This window comes from Klebsiella sp. Shm-1 (assembly GCF_040804525.1).
Taxonomy (GTDB): Bacteria; Pseudomonadota; Gammaproteobacteria; order Enterobacterales; family Enterobacteriaceae; genus Klebsiella; species Klebsiella pneumoniae.
This window is the reverse complement of record NZ_CP161823.1, coordinates 2,156,833-2,177,384: the sequence shown is the minus strand read 5'-3', so window position 1 is coordinate 2,177,384 and position 20,552 is coordinate 2,156,833. Positions and strand designations below refer to the sequence as shown.

Sequence of the window (20,552 nt, the reverse complement as noted above, 5' to 3'; positions counted from 1 at the left end):
CCGCGAAGATCAGAACATCGCCAGAAAGCGTTTCACCGTACGCGAGCGCTCGAAGCGCCGCCAGGCGATGGCGATATCGGTCTTCAGCGGCGCCCCGCTAAGCGGGTGATAGCTGACGTTCGGCTGCTGGATGCAGGTCATCGACTGCGGAACCAGCGCGAAGCCGAAGCCAGCATTGACCATGCTCAGCGACGACGAAATTTGCGACGACTGCCAGGCGCGCTCCATATCGATCCCGGCGCGCAGGCAACTGTTATACACCAGCTCATACAGCCCGGGGGCCACCTCCCGCGGGAAGAGGATCGGCGCCACGTCGCGCAGCTGCTCCAGGGCCAGGGTCGGCTGCGTCGCCAGCGGGTTATCGCGCGGCAGCGCGATAACCATCGGCTCCTCATCGATAATCCGCAGATTAAAGGCTTTACTGCTCTCGCACGGCAGGCGGACGAAGGCGATATCCAGCTCGGCCTCGCTCAGGGCGGTCATCAGATTGGCCATATTGTCTTCCATCTGGTGCAGGGTCACCCCGGGGTGGTCGAGCTGAAAACGGTGCAGCAGCGTGAAGATTTGCGGATGGAAAGCATCAGAACTGGTAATGCCTAGCGACAGGCTGCCGTTCATCCCGCGCGCAATGCCCTTGGCCTTCTCCAGCGCCGCATCGCTCATGGCGAGGATCTGGCGGGCATCCTCATAGAAAGACTCTCCCGCTTCCGTCAGCTCCACCCCGCGGGTTAAACGCCGGAACAGCGGGGTCCCCACTTCGCGCTCAAGCCGCTGAATTTGCTGACTTAACGGAGGCTGTGAAATACCCAGCTCCTTGGCGGCCTGGGTGAAGTGCCGCGTCCTGGCGACGGCGACAAAATAGCGAAGATAACGAAGTTCCATATCGAAAACGTCTCAAACCAGCATGGTTTCTATATTGGAACTGTGAGCTGAATCGGGTCAACATTTATTTAACCTTTCTTATATTTGTTGAACGAGGAAGTGGTATATGAATCATTCTGCTGAATGCACCTGCGAAGAGAGTCTATGCGAAACCCTGCGGGCGTTTTCCGCGCAGCATCCCGAGAGCGTGCTCTATCAGACATCGCTCATGAGCGCCCTGCTGAGCGGGGTTTACGAAGGCAGCACCACCATCGCGGACCTGCTGAAACACGGCGATTTCGGCCTCGGCACCTTTAATGAGCTGGACGGGGAGCTGATCGCCTTCAGCAGTCAGGTCTATCAGCTGCGCGCCGACGGCAGCGCGCGCAAAGCCCAGCCGGAGCAGAAAACGCCGTTCGCGGTGATGACCTGGTTCCAGCCGCAGTACCGGAAAACCTTTGACCATCCGGTGAGCCGCCAGCAACTGCACGAGATGATCGACCAGCAAATCCCCTCTGACAACCTGTTCTGCGCCCTGCGCATCGACGGCCATTTCCGCCATGCCCATACCCGCACCGTGCCGCGCCAGACGCCGCCGTACCGGGCGATGACCGACGTCCTCGACGATCAGCCGGTGTTCCGCTTTAACCAGCGCGAAGGGGTGCTGGTCGGCTTCCGGACCCCGCAGCATATGCAGGGGATCAACGTCGCCGGGTATCACGAGCATTTTATTACCGATGACCGCAAAGGCGGCGGTCACCTGCTGGATTACCAGCTCGACCACGGGGTGCTGACCTTCGGCGAAATTCACAAGCTGATGATCGACCTGCCCGCCGACAGCGCGTTCCTGCAGGCTAATCTGCATCCCGATAATCTCGATGCCGCCATCCGTTCCGTAGAAAGTTAAGGGGGTCACATGGACAAACAGTATCCGGTACGCCAGTGGGCGCACGGCGCCGATCTCGTCGTCAGTCAGCTGGAAGCTCAGGGGGTACGCCAGGTGTTCGGCATCCCCGGCGCTAAAATCGACAAGGTCTTCGATTCACTGCTGGATTCCTCCATTCGCATTATTCCGGTACGCCACGAAGCCAACGCCGCATTTATGGCCGCCGCCGTCGGACGTATTACCGGCAAAGCGGGCGTGGCGCTGGTCACCTCCGGTCCGGGTTGTTCTAACCTGATCACCGGCATGGCCACCGCGAACAGCGAAGGCGACCCGGTGGTGGCCCTGGGCGGCGCGGTAAAACGCGCCGATAAAGCCAAACAGGTCCATCAGAGTATGGATACGGTGGCGATGTTCAGCCCGGTAACCAAATACGCCGTCGAGGTGACGGCGCCGGATGCGCTGGCGGAAGTGGTCTCCAACGCCTTCCGCGCCGCCGAGCAGGGCCGGCCGGGCAGCGCGTTCGTTAGCCTGCCGCAGGATGTGGTCGATGGCCCGGTCAGCGGCAAAGTGCTGCCGGCCAGCGGGGCCCCGCAGATGGGCGCCGCGCCGGATGATGCCATCGACCAGGTGGCGAAGCTTATCGCCCAGGCGAAGAACCCGATCTTCCTGCTCGGCCTGATGGCCAGCCAGCCGGAAAACAGCAAGGCGCTGCGCCGTTTGCTGGAGACCAGCCATATTCCAGTCACCAGCACCTATCAGGCCGCCGGAGCGGTGAATCAGGATAACTTCTCACGCTTCGCCGGCCGGGTTGGGCTGTTTAACAACCAGGCCGGGGACCGTCTGCTGCAGCTCGCCGACCTGGTGATCTGCATCGGCTACAGCCCGGTGGAATACGAACCGGCGATGTGGAACAGCGGCAACGCGACGCTGGTGCACATCGACGTGCTGCCCGCCTATGAAGAGCGCAACTACACCCCGGATGTCGAGCTGGTGGGCGATATCGCCGGCACTCTCAACAAGCTGGCGCAAAATATCGATCATCGGCTGGTGCTCTCCCCGCAGGCGGCGGAGATCCTCCGCGACCGCCAGCACCAGCGCGAGCTGCTGGACCGCCGCGGCGCGCAGCTCAACCAGTTTGCCCTGCATCCCCTGCGCATCGTTCGCGCCATGCAGGACATCGTCAACAGCGACGTCACGTTAACCGTGGACATGGGCAGCTTCCATATCTGGATTGCCCGCTACCTGTACAGCTTCCGCGCCCGCCAGGTGATGATCTCCAACGGCCAGCAGACCATGGGCGTCGCCCTACCCTGGGCCATCGGCGCCTGGCTGGTCAATCCTGAGCGCAAAGTGGTCTCCGTCTCCGGCGACGGCGGCTTCCTGCAGTCGAGCATGGAGCTGGAGACCGCCGTCCGCCTGAAAGCCAACGTGCTGCACCTGATCTGGGTCGATAACGGCTACAACATGGTCGCTATCCAGGAAGAGAAAAAATATCAGCGCCTGTCCGGCGTCGAGTTCGGGCCGATGGATTTTAAAGCCTATGCCGAATCCTTCGGCGCGAAAGGGTTTGCCGTGGAAAGCGCCGAGGCGCTGGAGCCGACCCTGCGCGCGGCGATGGACGTCGACGGCCCGGCGGTAGTGGCCATCCCGGTGGATTATCGCGATAACCCGCTGCTGATGGGCCAGCTGCATCTGAGTCAGATTCTGTAAGTCATCACAATAAGGAAAGGAAAATGAAAAAAGTCGCACTTGTTACCGGCGCCGGCCAGGGGATTGGTAAAGCTATCGCCCTTCGTCTGGTGAAGGATGGATTTGCCGTGGCCATTGCCGATTATAACGACGCCACCGCCAAAGCGGTCGCCTCCGAAATCAACCAGGCCGGCGGCCGCGCCATGGCGGTGAAAGTGGATGTCTCCGACCGCGACCAGGTATTTGCCGCCGTCGAACAGGCGCGCAAAACGCTGGGCGGCTTCGACGTCATCGTCAACAACGCCGGCGTGGCGCCGTCCACGCCGATCGAGTCCATTACCCCGGAGATTGTCGACAAAGTCTACAATATCAACGTCAAAGGGGTGATCTGGGGCATCCAGGCGGCGGTCGAGGCCTTTAAGAAAGAGGGTCACGGCGGGAAAATCATCAACGCCTGTTCCCAGGCCGGCCACGTCGGCAACCCGGAGCTGGCGGTATATAGCTCGAGTAAATTCGCCGTACGCGGCTTAACCCAGACCGCCGCTCGCGACCTCGCGCCGCTGGGCATCACAGTCAACGGCTACTGCCCGGGGATTGTCAAAACGCCAATGTGGGCCGAAATTGACCGCCAGGTGTCCGAAGCCGCCGGTAAACCGCTGGGCTACGGTACCGCCGAGTTCGCCAAACGCATCACCCTCGGCCGCCTGTCCGAGCCGGAAGATGTCACCGCCTGCGTCTCCTATCTTGCCAGCCCGGATTCTGATTATATGACCGGTCAGTCATTGCTGATCGACGGCGGGATGGTGTTTAACTAATAAAAAAAGCTCTGACATGGCTTGCCCCTGCTTTCGCGCAGGGGCTTTTTTTGGTTTGGGTGTAAGTGTAAGCATCCCGGAGAAACGAAGCATCGATATTTGAGGGCTTCTGGCGTTCTCACTTACGCTTCGACACGACGTGGGCAATCTGACTGGGATGAAGGTCTGATTTGAGCGAGGAGCGGAAGTTCGGGAACGGGATAGCTCCATTGATGACTTTATGCTACGTGTTAAACCACAGGTAATGGAGTTGCTGCCGGAGAAAGTAGTATTCTTTAGACTGAGATCTTTTGAAAGGAACTGTAGTTGCTATAAAATTGAGGAACCAAATTTTTTAGCTTTTAAAAAATAAAATATTATCTCTTTTAGAAATTAGATAAGCAGGAGAAAAGCTATGATATCGATAATAAAGGACCTATTTAGTAACCAAGTGGGTTCCGCAGTCATTCTTACTATCATTGGAGCGATTACAAAAAAGTATATTCAGTTTCATCGCAGAGACTTTTTTTCACGCTCATCCTCCGAGCAGATAAAAGCAGTCGAATGGCTTAGAACCTCTTCTGTACCCATCTCCGATCCGTTAGCAAAGGCGGAACAGCAGTTCCGCCTACAGTCGTTCGGACTGCATAGAGATTGGCATTTATCTTATAAAATCATATGCTTGAGTTCCGATTATGCACAGTCATTAATTCCGTCCTTGAAGGCAGTCTTGCGTTATCAGGGCATGTACACAATTACTAACGGGAATATATACCCTCATAAATTCCATAAGTGGATAATACCTTTTGTGTTAATATCGTTGCTATTATATATCGGTGCTGAGATATACAGAGGTTCTTCACAGAGTGATGGTATAGAGATTTTGAAATCTCTATACGTCGTTATTGTGGCTTTTATAGTATGGTGTTGGGTCGCTGCTTGTGCTCTGAGAGTATCAAGCATCAGTAAAAAGCTCAATGCCTATATCCCACCCGCAAACGATTTTAAATCCAAGACATACGATTTCAGTTCAATACTCAATAATAGATATCCCTAGCCTGGCTGATCTGCTTCCCGTAAATACTGATACCTGGCAGTAAGCGAGATCCGCTTCTGGCACGGCGCGAACTGTTAACTGAGCCAAAGGTCCGCCATGAGCGAGGAGCGGACATTTTTCTTCGTCCTCTACTTCGTCCATTCTTTATGCAGTAACGCATAGATGTATGTGTCGTCATACCTTGCCTTACCCTCCTCGTTTTCAAAGGAGACAAATTCTTTAAAACATCCTTCACGTCGCATAAGTAGTCGCTCGCATAGTTTTTGAGAGGAGTAATTATAATCTTCCACCCAGGCATACAAACGTCTGGCGCCTTTTACTTTAAATAAATAATCAAACAGTGCAGCAACTGACTCGCTTGCATATCCCTGATGTTCAAAACGTTGATTAAAATGCCAGCCTACTGACCAGGTATTGTTGTCTGGTTCGTTGCTATTGTCCGCAAAAAGATGTCCGATTAACGTATCGGTTTCTTTTAGACAAACGGCAAACTGTGTTGGGTCAGAGGCTCGTTTAGCCACGTCGACCTCTGCCTCAGCGAGTGAATGTAACTTTTCATCCTTAAAGCAAGGAGTACGTGGTGAAGAGAGGTAATTGAAAAGAGCTGCCGCATCCTCTTCCTTAAAATGGCGAATGATTAATCTTTGAGTGGTAATGATGGTCATAATGTCCTTGATAATGTAATGCCAGCCAGTTCAGCAAGAAGTCTGCTTTAAACTGGCCGGAACACAGGGCAGAGATTAGCCGTTCCGGCTATTCCCCAGTCTGTATTTTCGCATGCCTGTAAATCGTGTGATCGTCACGAAAAATACCGGAACAAAGAAAATGGCCAGTAGCGTTCCGCTAATCATCCCGCCGAATACACCGGTACCAATCGCATGCTGCGTGCTGTCGCTGGCTCCACTGGCAAGCATCAGCGGAACAACACCTAATGTGAAAGCCAGAGAAGTCATCAGAATTGGCCGTAAGCGTAGCTTTGCAGCCGTCAATGTCGCGTCAATAAGGCTCTTTCCTTCTTTCATCAATTGTCTCGCGAACTCGATAATCAGAATCGCATTCTTGGCGGAAAGTCCAATCAGGGTTATCAGACCCACTTTGAAAAAGACGTCATTCGTCATATTTGTAACGGATACGGCCAGCACAGCGCCGAGCAGCCCCAGAGGAACAACGAGCATGACCGCAAAGGGAATGGACCAGCTTTCGTAAAGAGCAGCCAGCACCATGAATACCACCAGTACCGAGAGCACAATAAGACCCGGAAGCTGTGATGCAGACTCTTTTTCCTGTAACGAACTTCCCGCCCACTCACCGGCGAACCCCGGTGGTAAGTGCTTAGCCAGATTGTCCATTGCCGCCATTGCGGTACCTGACGATTTTCCCTGTGCGGAACTCCCGGTTATGCGTATGGCAGGATATCCCTGATAGCGTATCAGTTGCTGCGGTGCAACATTCCACGAAAGCGTCACAAAAGTGGATAATGGAAGCATCTGCCCCAGACGGTTTTTAACAGACAAAGCCAAAAGTTGTTCAGGCTGCATCCGGTATGGCGCATCCGCCTGGACGATAACCTGCTGAACCCGACCATTATTGGTATAGTCATTAACATAATTGGAACCTGCTGCAACGGAAATGGTTTGATTTATTTCATCAAACGAAACCCCCATGGCTTCCGCTTTTTCCCTGTCGACATGCAGGGAAAGGCTTGTTCCCTCACCAAGTCCATCAATATAGACATCGGCAAGGTGAGGATTATGATTTGCCTGTACAATAAGCTCATCGGCCGCCTTTTTGAGTGCCTGATAGCCTTTCCCCCCTCTGTCCTGTAAATAATAAGTGAACCCGGATGAGGTTCCCATATCAGAAATAGCCGGAGGCAGCAGACTCATTGTTACGGCGTCCGGCACGTTTGCCATTTGGGACCGAATATGGTCAGCTTCTTCCTGTGCCGTGGTTCCTTTGCGTTGTCTCCAGTCCTTGAGGGTGGTGAATGCCATGGCCGAATTTTGGCCTGACCCTGAAAAACCAAATCCCAGAATCATAATGTTACTTTCTACCGCCTGCCGATGGGCGATCTCCTCTTCAAATGTATCGACGACCTTAAGCGTCCGCTGCATCGTGGCATCAGAAGGAAGCTGGATTGAGGACATAAAATAACCCTGATCTTCATCGGGTAAAAATGATGATGGTAAGGTGGACAGCCCGGCAAACAATGCCAAACATAATGCAGCGTAGATCATCATCATACGGCCAGTACGCTTCAGTACAAATCCCAGACCAGTGGCGTAAAACGAAGTCAGGCGATGAAAGTGAGCGTTAAACCACGCTGAAAATACGCTGCTTTTACCCTGATGAATACCATGTGGTTTGAGCAGGGTTGCACAAAGCGCAGGCGTTAACGTCAGCGCCAGGAATGCCGACAGTAAAATGGATATCGCCATCGAAATGCTGAACTGTCGATAAATAATACCCACAGAACCGCTGGCAAAGGCCATTGGTATAAACACCGCAGTGAGCACCAGCGTAATACCAATGATTGCCGGCGTAATTTCACGCATCGCTTCTCGCGTTGCATCCTGTGGAGACATTTTTTTGTCTTCCATCAGTCGTTCGACGTTCTCCACCACAACAATAGCATCGTCAACAATAATCCCGATGGCCAGTATCATTCCAAACATGGTTAAAATATTGATGGAATAACCGCTTAATAGCATTACGGTAAATGTGCCGAGCAGCGCCACGGGTGCCACAATCGCAGGAATAAGCGTACAGCGTATCTTGTGAAGGAAAAGCAGCATCACGAAAAAGACCAGAACCATGGCTTCAACAAATGTCTCAACTACCTTCAATATCGATAGCTTTACAAATGGAGCCGTATCGAAAGGCACGGTGAATGTCATTCCCTCGGGAAGCACACCGGACAGTTCTGTTAACCGCGCGCGGATACCCGACGCAGTACTAATCGCATTTGCGCCAGGAGACAACTGAATGGCGGCAGCCGTTGCAGGCACGCCATTTTCACGGATGCCAAATGCGTAACTTTGCAACCCGGATTCCACGCGGGCAACGTCTGCCAGTGTCACCCGGGCGGCTGAGACCTGTGATTTAATCGTGATATTGCGAAATTCTTCAACCGAAGAGAGCTGCCCTTTTACCGTTATTGGATAGGTCACCTCTTGACTGCTCGTCGCGGGTTCATCTCCGGTTCTGCCCGGTGAAACAATCACGTTTTGTTGACTGATGGCGCTTAATACATCCGTAACAGAGAGCCCATAGCTGTGTAATTTCATCGGGTCCAGCCATATGCGGAGTGCCTTTTCTCCGCCAAAAAGCTGGACTTTACCTACACCAGGTACGCGACGGAGTTCATCAGTAACATTCCTTGCAAAATAATCGCTTAAGTCAGCTTCCTGATAGGCTCCGCTTGGCGATTTTAACCCCACCATCATTAAAAAACCGGAATTAGCTGCCTCAACATTTATCCCATTCTGTCTTACCGACTGCGGCAGGCGAGATTCCACAATTTTAATTTGGTTTTGCAGATCCATCTGGGCGAGTTTGATGTCGGTGCCGGGTTTGAAAGTTACCGTAATTGACGCCATCCCTGTCGTGTCACTGGAAGATTCAAAATAGAGTAAATTGTCAACACTCGAAATTTCACGCTCGATCAGAGACACGACGGATGTGTTCATCACTTCCGGGCTAGCTCCAGGGTAACTCACTGAAATGATAATACCGGGTGGCGCAACTTCAGGGTATTGCGCAACCGGTAAACGAGGTATGGACAACAGTCCCGTCAGAACAATAAACAGGGCAATAACCCATGCGAAGATGGGGCGCTCAATGAAAAAGTGCGGCATCAGGTGTACTTCCAGTCAACATACAAAGGGTAAAAGTTCAGCATGGTTTTCCTGATAAAGAGGTCTCATCGTCAGTCGAAACCCGTTTACCGATATCCCTGAGCTGGGAAAATTTCTCAAGAAGTTGTGGTGCGTCATCAAGGCTTGTTGCAAACATCCACATATAGGTCATGACGGAATAAATATGTCCGGCATTAATTCCGGATTCCATGCTCATCCTGATAATGGTCATGGAAAAGAGAGCAGAAACCAGAAGGCCTATTGATAAATATCCCCATGCCTCTCTGTCGGATAACACCACGCGCAGACGAGCAAGTGTGTCATAATGTCGCTTAAGAGCACCAAAAGACGCCTTATTAACATAATCGACCTCTTTCTCAAGGCGATTATTCAGCCGTCTGTAGAATGTCTCATTTTTGCTGGCATAGCTTGAGACAAAACACATCAGTATTGCCACGATGATCAAACAGGCTATACCTGTCCAGAATTCAATCCATAACAGCATAATTGCTGCGCCGAAAAGGGAAATGATCGAGGTGATCAATACGGGAAGGTGCAACTCGAAGAAATCTACAAATTCACGCGACAGAGTGACTCTCGCAGCAATAGTCGAGTGATTAAGTGAATATTTTCGCTGGGATAATACTACAGTCACAGCAAGACTTGCGTAGATACGTGCAAACGTTCGCGTATCGACACTACGTCTGGCGGCTCCCATGCACCACATGAACAGAACCATCAGGCCATAAAGGGCCGCATGTGACGTCTGTCCGCCCAGGATGGCATTTATCGCCATGCCCGCCAGAACGGGGTAGAGCAGGAATGCAACGTTTTCAGCAATAACCAGCATGAAAGTAATGCACAATTTCTTTCTGTGCCGCCAGGCAAGTCTCTTAAGTGAGATAGCAACCCCGGGGGCCATAGGTTTGTCGTTGCCTTTATAAATCATGATAAATTATATTAAACATCTGTGTGTAAAGGGTTCTGCAGTTGGTTTATTATGTCAGCTAAGTGAAACGAGACAGCAGAACAGAGCAGTCATAAATCCATGTGCTAAGTGTAACGTGATGATGTCAATCGTGAATGGATGTTTTATGGAGGATATGTGTACTCACTCCTGAGGTTATGTATCATATTGACATTGCATAATATCAAACCATTCTTATACATAAACATAAAGGTAGTCCGCAAAAGAAAACCATTAAAAAAAATTCATAATAAAAAACAAAATCATAGATATCTGGAAAAGTATTCAAAAGCAGATGTAATACAATGATGGTGTGTATAAACACTAAAACCAGACCGAATGTTATTGCAATGAAGTTTTTAAAAACTCCAGGTTTTTTCTGAATAATAAATGATAATGCTGTAATGATTATCAAAACACGAATCAGTAAAGATGAGGGTAATGTTGATTCTACTTTTTCATTAATTGAATGCACAAGGTAAAGCCAGGTAGATAGCAACCCATATGAAACGATGCAAAATAAAAGTGAGGCCATCAAATTCTCGCGCCGGAAAAAACATTTAGTCAGCACCATAAAACTCCTTAGACAAAGTACATATTGCATGCACCACTTAACCTGGTTGTAGATTATCACTTAGCGATGTTGATTAATTATTTATAAAATGTGTAGTGAATATGGAGAGTGAGTCTGGTAAAATTTTAAGAAAATTTCTTGATGAACTTTTCCAAAAAGTACCTGTCAAAAGACATCAGATTGAAAATTAATGTTTGTAATTGAGTTAAAGAGCTTTAAGCATGACGATAAAAGTGCTTTCAGGGTAAAATGCATGTTGTCATCAGCACTGTGGAAGAAAATATGAACAACAACAATCTGATTATCGTCGCAGAAGACGATGATGACATCGCTGCCATACTGACAGGCTATTTACGTAAGGCAGGTATGAAAACCTTAAGAGCCGAAGACGGTGAGCAGGCAATCAATCTTACCCGTCTGAACAAGCCTGATCTCCTGCTATTGGACATCCACCTGCCCGTGTACGATGGCTGGAATGTTCTCACCACGTTAAGAAAGGAAACGAATGTACCGGTCATCATGGTGACAGCACTGGATCAAGACGTTGATAAACTGATGGGGCTACGGCTCGGGGCTGACGACTATGTGATAAAACCCTTCAATCCATCTGAGGTTATTGCCCGGGTTGAAGCTGTGCTTCGCAGAACCAGACCGGTTGCAGAGTCTACACATTCACGGCCTTTAAGAACGCCTTTTTTAACGATTTATCCTGATGAGTTTTACGTTGAAATCACTGCACAAGGTGAGGTTTCCACGCCAGTATTAACCACCACTGAGTTTAAGCTTTTAACCTATTTGGCGAGAAACCCGAGAAAAGTCTGTTCACGTGAAGAGTTACTCGATGCGTGTTTACCTGAGGGAGACTCGCTGGATCGTACTGTAGACAGTCATATGAGTAAACTTCGGAAAAAGCTTGAACATGCCGGATTGAAGGGCATTCCGGAAAGCATCCGAGGATTAGGCTACCGGTTGGGTGACAAAAAATGAACAAAGAAACGATTCTGAGCCGTCAGATTTTGACATATATGTTGTTGTTAACGTTTGTTATTATTGCCATTGCAATACTAGGTTCCTACTTATTTTATAGTTTCCTGATTTATTACCTGCCGGGTGGAATGAACGAAGGTAGTGAAGATGCTATGACATTCCTTGACTGGATGTGGATTCTGATGGCGTCCATTACCAGTCTGGTCGTTGCACTTTTCTTTACCGTAAAGCTGTCTGCAAGAATATTCAACCCACTGAATGACGTTGCATACAGCCTGAAACAAATCTCTCAGGGAAACCTTAGTGCCAGAGCATTTAACAGCAGTTCTAAGTTGGGAGAGATGAATAGGCTCGTCAATGACTTTAATGAGATGGCTGAAAAGTTACAGACGCTGGATGCGCAGCGAAATTTATGGAATGCTGCAATTGCTCATGAACTCCGGACGCCGGTGACTATCTTACGTGGGAGGCTTCAGGGACTGGTTGACGGTGTTTTCGAACCAGAACCGTCGTTATTCAGAAACCTTCTTAAACAAACTGAAGGTCTGACCAACTTAATTGAAGATCTCCGCGTCGTGAGTTCTTCAGGAGGCGCAGGGTACTCCTTGATGCTGAGTGAAGTCGATCTCAAGGCCACGATTTCAAATGCGCTTGATACCTTTTGGCCGGACTTTGATAAAAAGCATTTCAAAATTGTCACTGAGATTAACCAGCAGTATTGCGTTTGCGATCCCTTACGCATTATTCAGTGCCTCACCGTTCTTTTTGACAATGCCTTAAAATACTCCACATCACAAACGCTGTTAATAAAGAATGGTATTACAGGAAACGATAATTTTATTATCGTTCAGGACCAAGGACCTGGAATTCCTGAAGAACTCCAGAAGTCCTTATTCCAGCCTTTTCAGCGAGGAGAATACGCCAAAAATATTAATCCAGAGGGCTGTGGTTTAGGGTTGTCGGTAGTTAAAGCCATTATGTGCGCCCACGGTGGAGACGTTAGCTATAGTTTAACACCAGAAAATGGCTCACTTTTCAAACTCTCATGGCCTGTTTAAGGGCATGAATACACAGGCTCGATCGAACCTGTTTTAGCAAGAGACAGATCCCACATACTGCCGAGTTTTGCGTCCCAAATTGATGGGGTGATTTTAAGTTTGCCTCTTTTGGGGCTTAATGTTATTTCGCTGAAATAGATATCATCTCCTTTTAGCATAAGATCGACGCGGCAGTAGTCTATTTCTTTTGCTAAGTCCTGGGCGGCAATAACGGATTTATGAAATGATTCTGGTTCATCAACCGGCAATGGCGTGTTTGGGTATTCCATCTGAAAGGGTTGTAAATTCCACGCTCTGTCATAAACGTTAATGAATTCGTTTCCATCGCTGTCAGTAAAGTCGGCCTCGATAAAACATGCCACACCGTGAAAGCAATGTATTCTTATCATTTCCGGAGTTATATTCCGGTGTTTACTGGAAAATAGATCCAGATACATTTCGCATAGGATCACGGGTGGTATGTTTTTATACTGCCATTCTCTGGTCGTATAATACATGTTCTTTTTAAGAGATAGTTTTAATTTGCTTTTAACCTTAGCGGGATCAATATTCGTTTTATCCGTGCATATGACCGCGCTACCACTATCATGATTGCATTTCAAAACAAATTTTGAGGGAAGTTTGTCGAAATCAATATCATCAACTCTATTATAAACACCTACTAAAGGAATAAGCTTAATTAAATTAGTCCGTTTCTCAACATACTGCCTGACCAGAAGTTTATCAGCAAGCAATGTATAAAATGGGTTGTGGATAAATAAAATGCGATGGCAAATTTTCTCATTAAGCGTTACAGGGTTGAGTAAATCCGGATATGTGCCAGATATTTCTCTTAACCTGTCTGCATGAAATGAAATGTCATTAGTCAAAATTGTTCTGCATTTTCTTAACAAATATTCAATGTATTTGATTTGATAGTTTATTTTGTTCATAACACCTCCGGTTCAGAAAGGAAATTCTGACAGAGGTTTGTTGATTTATTTTTTGCAAATTATGGAGAGTATATGGACCGACTTGCTTCTTTATTAACAGAAATTAATCCGGACCATTGTCCGCGCCTTGCACGAATCGGAAAAGTTAACTGCACTGAAGATCCGCTCTGAACGAAGAGCGGATCTTCAGTGCAAAAGAACAGCAAGGCCCGCCTTTATTATTAATAATGCCTTATCTACAACTGCTGAGTTACCCAGCTACCATTTTCAGCGAAAAATACCGTCGCATCGGCTCCATTGACCAGGGATATTTGAGGAGGTATGTGGCCAATATCAACATCATACAGTACGGGCACGGCAATATTCTCAAAAGCGGCTTTAAGGGCATCCAGATAATTATGTTTAGTCGGGTCGCTTACGTCGGGTGCAGCACTTCTGCCGATAAGAACACCATTTAAGTTATCAAACCAACCCTGTAATCGTAAGCTAAATAATGCGCGTGTTAATTCACAGGGAGCCATTTCCACATTTTCAAAATAGAGGATTATTCCTTGAGGGCTATTGCTCGCCTTGAACAAGGGCACATTCCCGAATGGTGTACCTGCTAACCTGGATATTATTTCGAGGCAGCCGCCGATCAGTTTCCCGCTAAATGTCAGAGAAGATGTAACACCATCAAGGCGTTTCCACTGTGTTTTTTGGGTCAGATTGAAACCTCCGTCTGACGCTGTTCCCCATTGATTTTCATCCGCTTGAAATGCTGTTGAAGAGTACTGTTTGATTACAGTTCCCCGATTCGATTCCAGAATTTCCCATACGGCCTGAGTGGTGGCATCTAACTTTTGAGCGCCAAGATCCATGAGGTTCGGTCCATGCAAAGTAGCCCAGCCCGATATCGTCATCAGTGGGAAATGAAGTGTACTAAGATCTGAAAAGCCCACAAACCATTTTGGTTTAGACCGGGACAACAGATCAAAATCAATCAAATCAAGTAATTCCATCGCCAGATCACCGCCCCAAGGTGGCATAACAGCTTTTATATCTGGGTCAGTAAGATAAGACATTAATTCTTCAACGCGAGAAAATTTAGTTGCGCTTTTATTTTTGTGCTGCGAGCGTAAGCAGCGTCCTTCGCGGACCTGGTAACCTCTTTTCTTTAGGTTTTTTATGGCGAGTTCCAGTCTGGGATGCAGATGTTCAGGTACGCCAGAAGAGGGAGCGGTTACACCAATAACATCTCCTGGAGCCAGCCTGGGTGGAAAGAGGACACTCATGGATAAATCCTTTTCAGAACATATAGAATTCCATAGCACCACGAAGCGGGAGCACAGAGTACGCTGAAGTCACGCGTGAGAAACGCTTTCCCGGGCTGAGAACCAGGAAAACCGATAACCATCTCCGGCAAGAAATCAGGCTCCGAGCCCAACATGTTGCCGGGTGGCGGCTGGCGCCTTACCCGGCCTACAAAGGCTACCCGCGATTTGGCGCTCTATTCGCGCCCTTCGTAGGCCCGCGCAAGCGTAGCGCCGCCGGGCAAGGACAGCGGGCACGGAGCCGATTTTGTGCCGGGTGGCGGCTGCGCCTTACCCGGCCTACAAAACTCTTCTGGTGGCATGCCCCAGGCCCGCGCCTGCACAGCGCCGCCGGGCAGTTACTGCGCCTGCTGTTGCGCCTGTGCCAGCTGGCGAACGATCGCCTCGCGCCGCGCATCCCCTTCCGGTAGCCGGGCCAGCAACGCCTGCAGGGCCGCCACGGCCTCGGGGTAATCTTCATTACGCACCGCGCTCAGGGCCAGCATCTCCAGCACCGGCAGGCTGTTCGGCTGCCGCTGATGCAGGTCACGCAGCAGCAGCTCGCCCATCCGAACCTGACCGCTATCTCCCGCCCGCACCAGCGCGCTGGCGTAATCGAAAGCCGCCGCCGGGTCGTCCGCCGCCAGAGCATGCGCCCGGCCAAAGGCGCCGATCGCCGTCTCGCCATCGTTTAACAACAGGCCCAGCCGCCCAAGCAGCTGCCAGCCGGCGAGGTCGTTCGGGGTATCCTGCAGGTGACTGCGCAGGCCAAGCCGCAGCTCCGCCAGCTCATCCATTCGCAGCGGCGCCGCCGTCGGGTCCTTAACCTGCTGCAACAGCGCAGGAAAATGTCGTTCAGCCTGCTGCCAGAGCAGCACCTGACCAATATCGCTGGTTTTCAGATACAGGCCCAGACTCAGGACCACCAGCAGCAGCGCGCCCGGAAGCAGCGCCCAGCGGCGTAGCGGCCGTTCGCCAGGCTGTGCCTGGGGCGGAATATCCGTCAGCAGGGTGCGCTGCAGCTCGACGACCAGCGCCGGGTTGTCCTCGCCGCGCTCCTGCGCCAGCTCCTGCAGGCGCGACTGGTACAGGGCGCGGTTGAGGGCATCGCGGTCTACCGCCCCTTTGCCCGACCACGGGAAGTACAGCAGCCCCAGCGCGCCAGCCAGCAACAGCCCGGCGATAACCACCAACAGGCTCATCGTTCTTTTCCTTCTTGCAATAATGCCGCCAGCCGCTGGCGCTCTTCGGCGCTGAGCGCCGCGTCAGGAATGTCGCGACGGCGCGCGCGGGCGATAATCACTCCCGCGCCCGCCAGCACGAACAGCCCCGGCCCCAGCCACAGCAGCACCGTGCCCGCGGTCAGCGGCGGCTCGTAGCTGACAAAATGACCGTAGCGGGCCACCATATAGTCAACGATCTGTCCTTTCGTTTTCCCCTGCTGCATCAGCTCGTACACCTTCTGCCGCATATCAGCGGCAATCATCGCGTTTGAGTCGGCGATGCTGTTGTTCTGGCATTTAGGGCAGCGCAGTTGGGAGGTGATCTCGCGGAAGGCCTGCTCCTGGGCCTCATCCTTAAACTGCCACGTATCGATGGCGGCCCACGCCTGGCCGGTCAGCATCAGCGCCAACAGGATGACTATTACACTTCTCATCAGCCCGCCCTCCGGTTGTATTGATCCCACAGCGGCTGGAGCTCCTCGCGCCACACCCGTTCGTTCAGGTCGCCGGCGTGCCGCCAGCGGATAATGCCCTGACCGTCGACGAGAAACGTCTCCGGCGCGCCATAGACCCCGAGATCCAGGCCAAGCATGCCGTTGCCGTCGTAGAGGCTCAGCCTGTAGGGATTACCCAGGCGCTGCAGCCAGCTCATCGCCTTCTGGCGATCGTCTTTGTAGTTCATCCCCACCACCCGCACGCCCTGCTGCGCCAGGCCGTTGAGAAACTGATGCTCGGCGCGACAGGTTGGACACCAGGTGGCCCAGACGTTGAGCAGCAGCGGCTTGCCGTCAATCAGCGTCCGTCGGTCCAGCGTCTGACCGGGGGTATTCAGCGCTTCAAGGCGAAATTCCGGCAGCGGTTTGCCAATCAGCGCCGACTCGAGGGTCGTCGGGTCATCGCCATCGGCGTTGCGCATCAGCTGCCAGAACAGCGCGGCGGCCAGCGCCAGAAACAGCACCAGCGGGATAAACAATAGCTTCCGGTTCATGAGGCCTCCTGCAGCTTCTTACGCATCCGGTAGCGCGGATCGAGCATGCAGCACAGACCGCCGAGGGCCATCAGCACCCCGCCGTACCAGATCCAGCGAACGAACGGTTTATAGTACAGACGCACCGCCCAGCTGCCGTCGCTCAGCTCTTCCCCCAGCGCGGCGTACAGATCGCGGGTCAGCCCGCCGCTGATCGCCGCCTCGGTCATCATCATCCGGCTGGCGGTGTAAAAGCGTTTCTCGGCATACAGCGTCGCTTCCGGGCGGCCGTTGCGGGTCACGGCGATAATGCCTTCGCCGCCGGTCCAGTTGGGGCCGACGATATTGCGCACGCCGTTAAACACAAAGTGATAGCGGTAGATATCGATGCTGTCGCCGGGGCGCATCCGTACATCGCGCTCCACGCTGTAGTTCTGGCTGAAGGTGATGCCGATAACGGTCACCGCCACGCCGACGTGACCGAGCACCATCCCCCACTGGCTGCGGGTCAGCGTGCGCAGGCCGCGCCAGAAGCCGTGGCGATGGGTGGCCCGTTCGTGAACCTCCATCAGGGCGAAGATCAGCACCCACAGGGCCATCATCAGGCCTATGACCGCCATGGCGGTGATACGGTCCTGCAGCAGCCACGGCAGCGCCAGAGAAAGTGACAACGTCACCAGCAGAGCGATAATCAGGCGCTTAATCTGCCTGGCGACGTCATCGCGCCGCCAGCGGATCAGCGGCCCCAGCCCCAGCAGCAGCGCAAACGGCGCCATCAGGGCGGTGAACATGGTATTGAAGAACGGCTCGCCGATGGAGATGCTGCCGAGGCCCAGCTCTTTATGCACCAGCGGCAGCAGCGTTCCGAGGAGCACCACCAGCATCGCGGCCATCAGCAAGATATTGTTGCCAAGCAGGAACGTCTCGCGCGACCAAAGCGTATGTTCCACCCGCGCCCGCACCCGGCCGCCCTTCAGGGCGTACAGCAGCAGCGATCCGCCGATGGCGACAATCAGCAGTACCAGAATAAACAGCCCGCGCGACGGATCCGAGGCGAAGGCATGCACCGAAACCAGCACCCCGGAGCGCACCAGGAAGGTGCCCAGCAGGCACAGGGAGAAGGCGGCGATGGCCAGCAGCACCGTCCAGGCGCGGAAGCTGCCCCGCTTCTCGGTCACCGCCAGGGAGTGCAGTAGCGCGGTTCCCACCAGCCACGGCATAAACGAGGCGTTTTCCACCGGGTCCCAGAACCACCAGCCGCCCCAGCCCAGTTCGTAGTATGCCCACGCCGAGCCCAGCACGATGCCGAGAGTGAGGAACATCCATGCCGCCTGGGTCCAGGGACGCGACCAGCGCGCCCAGGCAGTATCCAGCCGGCCCGCCAGCAGCGAGGCGATGGCGAAGGCAAAGGCCACCGAGAAGCCGACATAACCCATATAGAGGATCGGCGGATGGAAAATCATGCCGATATCCTGCAGCAGTGGATTGAGGTCGCGGCCATCAATGGGGTACTGCGGCAGGCCGCGGCTGAACGGATTGGAGGTGAAGAGGATAAACAGCAGGAAACCAAAGGCGATCATCCCCATCACCGCCAGCACCCGGGCGACGGCGTCGAGCGGCATCCGGCGGCTGAAGATGGCGACGGCGAAGGTCCAGACGCTGAGCAGCAGAACCCACAGCAGCAGCGAGCCCTCGTGCGCCCCCCAGGTCGCCGCCACCCGATACCACACCGGCAGCGCGCTGTTGGAGTTTTCCGCCACGTAGCGGACGGTAAAATCATTGACCACAAAGGCGTGCACCAGCAGCAGGAAGGCGCCGCCGATACAGGCGAATAGCCCACAGGCCAGCGGCCGCGCCAGGGCCATCAGCCGCCGATCCTGCCGCGCCGCGCCCCACAGGGGATAGACGCTCAGGAGCAGCGCCAGCCCCGCCGCCAGACACAATAAAAAGTTGCCCAGCTCCGGCATCATGGCTGCGCCCCCGTTTTCTCCGGCGTCATGGCGTTTTTCACCTCCGGCGGCGTGTAATTTTCATCATGTTTGGCCAGCACCTGCTGGGCGGTAATATGCCGCTCGCCGTCCAGCACGCCCTGGGCCACCACGCCCTGCCCTTCACGAAACAGGTCCGGCAAAATGCCCTTATAGCTGACGTCCACCACCCCGCGGGCGTCATACAGCTTAAAGCGCACATCGAGAGTTTGCGGGTCGCGCTGCAGGGAGCCCGGCTGAACGTAGCCCCCCACCCGCAGGCGCTGCCCGGTATGGGGTAGCGCCCGGGTTTCCGTTTTACCGTAGATAATTTCCCCCGGGGTGTAGAACAGATCGATATTGCTGCTCAGGGCGTACAGCGTCAGGCTGACGGTTAGCCCGAGGCCGGCGAGCACCGCCAGCACGATATACAGCCGGGTTTTACGACGCGCTTGCATCCGCTGCCTCCTTGTCATGTTCGCGGGCGGCAGCGATCCGCCGCTCGCGCGCCTGCTGGCGTCGCACCTCATGGAACAGCGCCCGCCGCGCCCACAGGGTATGCACCGTCAGCAGGCCAAAGGCGGCGACGGTCACGGCCACCGCCAGCCAGACGTACACGGCATAGCCGCCCATATTCAGGAAGGCAGCGAAAGACGAAAAGGCGGGGCTCATCGGGCGGCTCCTTTATTCACCAGCGCCACCACCCACGGTCGACGGCGCTCCAGTTGCAGGATCAGGTTACGCAGGCGCATCAGGGTCAGGGTGACCGACAGCGTGAGGAAGGCAAAGATGCAGATCCGCAGCGGCAGACGCATGCTTGGGTCGATGGTTTGCTGCAGGTTGGTCGAGCCCTGGTGCAGGGTGTTCCACCAGTAGACCGAGTAATGAATGATGGGCAGATTGACCACCCCGACCAGCACGAGGATCCCCGCCGCGCGCCCGGCCAGCCGCCGGTCGTCAAAGGCGTGCCACAGGGCGATGACCCCGGCATACAGAAACAGCAGCACCAGCTCTGAGGTCAGGCGGGCGTCCCAGATCCACCAGGTCCCCCACATCGGCTTGCCCCATGCCGCGCCGCTGACCAGCGCCACCAGGGTGCAGACCGCCCCCACCGGCGCCAGGGCGGCGATCGCCAGATCGGCCATTTTGATCTGCCAGACCACCCCGACGAAGGCCGCGACGGCCATCGCCAGGTACAGCCCCATCGACCACATCGCCGCCGGGACGTGAAGGTACATGATCCGGTAGCTTTCCCCCTGCTGATAGTCCGCGGGGGCGAAGCCAAAGCCCCACCCCAGGCCGATGACCAGCAACAGCGCGCTCAACGCCGCCAGCCAGGGGATCCAGCATCCGCACAGGCGGTACAGCCGCTCGGGGATCGCCAGTTGATGTAACGCTTTCCACATAGACGCTTACTCACACGGTTATGATGGCCGCGCCC

General features: G+C 53.3%; 20 protein-coding genes. 6 read left to right on the top strand and 14 right to left on the bottom strand.

The window, feature by feature from the left end; genetic code table 11:
- Window positions 1–9: 9 nt before the first annotated feature.
- On the bottom strand, window positions 10–882 hold the full coding sequence (locus tag AB1E37_RS10565; protein ID WP_004145376.1) for a LysR family transcriptional regulator: 873 nt from the start codon (window positions 880–882) through the stop codon (window positions 10–12).
- 106 nt (window positions 883–988) lie between these two features.
- On the opposite strand from AB1E37_RS10565, the gene budA reads away from it, so the two are divergent.
- The 4 genes from budA to AB1E37_RS10545 all read left to right on the top strand — a co-directional run bounded on the left by budA (window position 989) and on the right by AB1E37_RS10545 (window position 5,287).
- Complete coding sequence (budA, locus tag AB1E37_RS10560; protein ID WP_032447637.1) at window positions 989–1,768, top strand: acetolactate decarboxylase; 780 nt, start codon at window positions 989–991, stop codon at window positions 1,766–1,768.
- 9 nt (window positions 1,769–1,777) lie between these two features.
- Entirely contained in the window at window positions 1,778–3,457 is a 1,680-nt protein-coding gene (gene alsS / locus AB1E37_RS10555; RefSeq protein WP_004175750.1) for an acetolactate synthase AlsS, read from the top strand.
- A gap of 23 nt (window positions 3,458–3,480) precedes the next feature.
- Window positions 3,481–4,251: a (S)-acetoin forming diacetyl reductase gene (locus tag AB1E37_RS10550; protein ID WP_367777084.1), complete on the top strand. Its 771-nt coding sequence runs from the start codon at window positions 3,481–3,483 to the stop codon at window positions 4,249–4,251.
- 394 nt (window positions 4,252–4,645) lie between these two features.
- A complete protein-coding gene (locus AB1E37_RS10545; RefSeq protein WP_004145379.1) occupies window positions 4,646–5,287 on the top strand; it encodes a hypothetical protein in 642 nt (213 codons plus the stop codon).
- Between the two features lie 128 nt (window positions 5,288–5,415).
- Here the strand turns inward: AB1E37_RS10545 and AB1E37_RS10540 are convergent, their stop codons facing one another.
- The 4 genes from AB1E37_RS10540 to AB1E37_RS10525 form a co-directional block, all read right to left on the bottom strand.
- A complete protein-coding gene (locus AB1E37_RS10540; RefSeq protein WP_004184321.1) occupies window positions 5,416–5,952 on the bottom strand; it encodes a GNAT family N-acetyltransferase in 537 nt (178 codons plus the stop codon).
- Window positions 5,953–6,027: 75 nt separating this feature from the next.
- Window positions 6,028–9,144, bottom strand: a complete 3,117-nt coding sequence (gene kexD / locus AB1E37_RS10535; protein WP_004151177.1) for a multidrug efflux RND transporter permease subunit KexD — start codon at window positions 9,142–9,144, stop codon at window positions 6,028–6,030.
- A gap of 37 nt (window positions 9,145–9,181) precedes the next feature.
- On the bottom strand, window positions 9,182–10,066 hold the full coding sequence (locus AB1E37_RS10530; RefSeq protein WP_004151176.1) for an ABC transporter six-transmembrane domain-containing protein: 885 nt from the start codon (window positions 10,064–10,066) through the stop codon (window positions 9,182–9,184).
- 229 nt (window positions 10,067–10,295) lie between these two features.
- Window positions 10,296–10,685, bottom strand: coding sequence for a transporter (locus tag AB1E37_RS10525; protein ID WP_004219658.1), 390 nt, complete (start codon window positions 10,683–10,685; stop codon window positions 10,296–10,298).
- 282 nt (window positions 10,686–10,967) lie between these two features.
- Here AB1E37_RS10525 and AB1E37_RS10520 point away from each other — a divergent pair, with 282 nt between their 5' ends.
- Window positions 10,968–11,672 carry a response regulator gene (locus tag AB1E37_RS10520; RefSeq protein ID WP_004151175.1) on the top strand — a complete coding sequence of 235 codons (705 nt, stop codon included), beginning with the start codon at window positions 10,968–10,970 and terminating at the stop codon, window positions 11,670–11,672.
- Window positions 11,669–12,730: a HAMP domain-containing histidine kinase CrrB gene (gene ccrB, locus AB1E37_RS10515; RefSeq protein WP_004184324.1), complete on the top strand. Its 1,062-nt coding sequence runs from the start codon at window positions 11,669–11,671 to the stop codon at window positions 12,728–12,730. Before AB1E37_RS10520 ends, ccrB begins: the two co-directional genes overlap by 4 nt.
- Here the strand turns inward: ccrB and AB1E37_RS10510 are convergent.
- From AB1E37_RS10510 to AB1E37_RS10470, 9 genes are all read right to left on the bottom strand, one after another.
- A complete protein-coding gene (locus AB1E37_RS10510; RefSeq protein ID WP_004148636.1) occupies window positions 12,727–13,662 on the bottom strand; it encodes an ATP-grasp fold amidoligase family protein in 936 nt (311 codons plus the stop codon). The genes ccrB and AB1E37_RS10510 overlap by 4 nt on opposite strands.
- A 236-nt stretch (window positions 13,663–13,898) precedes the next feature.
- Complete coding sequence (locus AB1E37_RS10505; protein WP_004184325.1) at window positions 13,899–14,936, bottom strand: S66 peptidase family protein; 1,038 nt, start codon at window positions 14,934–14,936, stop codon at window positions 13,899–13,901.
- A gap of 377 nt (window positions 14,937–15,313) precedes the next feature.
- Complete coding sequence (gene ccmI / locus AB1E37_RS10500; protein WP_009307659.1) at window positions 15,314–16,156, bottom strand: c-type cytochrome biogenesis protein CcmI; 843 nt, start codon at window positions 16,154–16,156, stop codon at window positions 15,314–15,316.
- Window positions 16,153–16,599, bottom strand: a complete 447-nt coding sequence (locus tag AB1E37_RS10495) for a cytochrome c-type biogenesis protein (protein WP_004891317.1) — start codon at window positions 16,597–16,599, stop codon at window positions 16,153–16,155. Before AB1E37_RS10495 ends, ccmI begins: the two co-directional genes overlap by 4 nt.
- A gap of 11 nt (window positions 16,600–16,610) precedes the next feature.
- A complete protein-coding gene (locus AB1E37_RS10490; protein WP_023313313.1) occupies window positions 16,611–17,165 on the bottom strand; it encodes a DsbE family thiol:disulfide interchange protein in 555 nt (184 codons plus the stop codon).
- Window positions 17,162–19,114 carry a heme lyase CcmF/NrfE family subunit gene (locus tag AB1E37_RS10485; RefSeq protein WP_023313314.1) on the bottom strand — a complete coding sequence of 651 codons (1,953 nt, stop codon included), beginning with the start codon at window positions 19,112–19,114 and terminating at the stop codon, window positions 17,162–17,164. Before AB1E37_RS10485 ends, AB1E37_RS10490 begins: the two co-directional genes overlap by 4 nt.
- Window positions 19,111–19,569: a cytochrome c maturation protein CcmE gene (gene ccmE, locus AB1E37_RS10480; RefSeq protein WP_004143391.1), complete on the bottom strand. Its 459-nt coding sequence runs from the start codon at window positions 19,567–19,569 to the stop codon at window positions 19,111–19,113. The genes AB1E37_RS10485 and ccmE overlap by 4 nt, the downstream gene beginning before the upstream one ends.
- The gene (ccmD, locus tag AB1E37_RS10475) at window positions 19,553–19,783 is read right to left on the bottom strand and encodes a heme exporter protein CcmD (RefSeq protein ID WP_004143390.1); all 231 of its coding nucleotides are present in this window, start codon (window positions 19,781–19,783) and stop codon (window positions 19,553–19,555) included. The genes ccmE and ccmD overlap by 17 nt, the downstream gene beginning before the upstream one ends.
- Entirely contained in the window at window positions 19,780–20,517 is a 738-nt protein-coding gene (locus AB1E37_RS10470; protein WP_002908223.1) for a heme ABC transporter permease, read from the bottom strand. Before AB1E37_RS10470 ends, ccmD begins: the two co-directional genes overlap by 4 nt.
- Window positions 20,518–20,552: the final 35 nt, after the last annotated feature.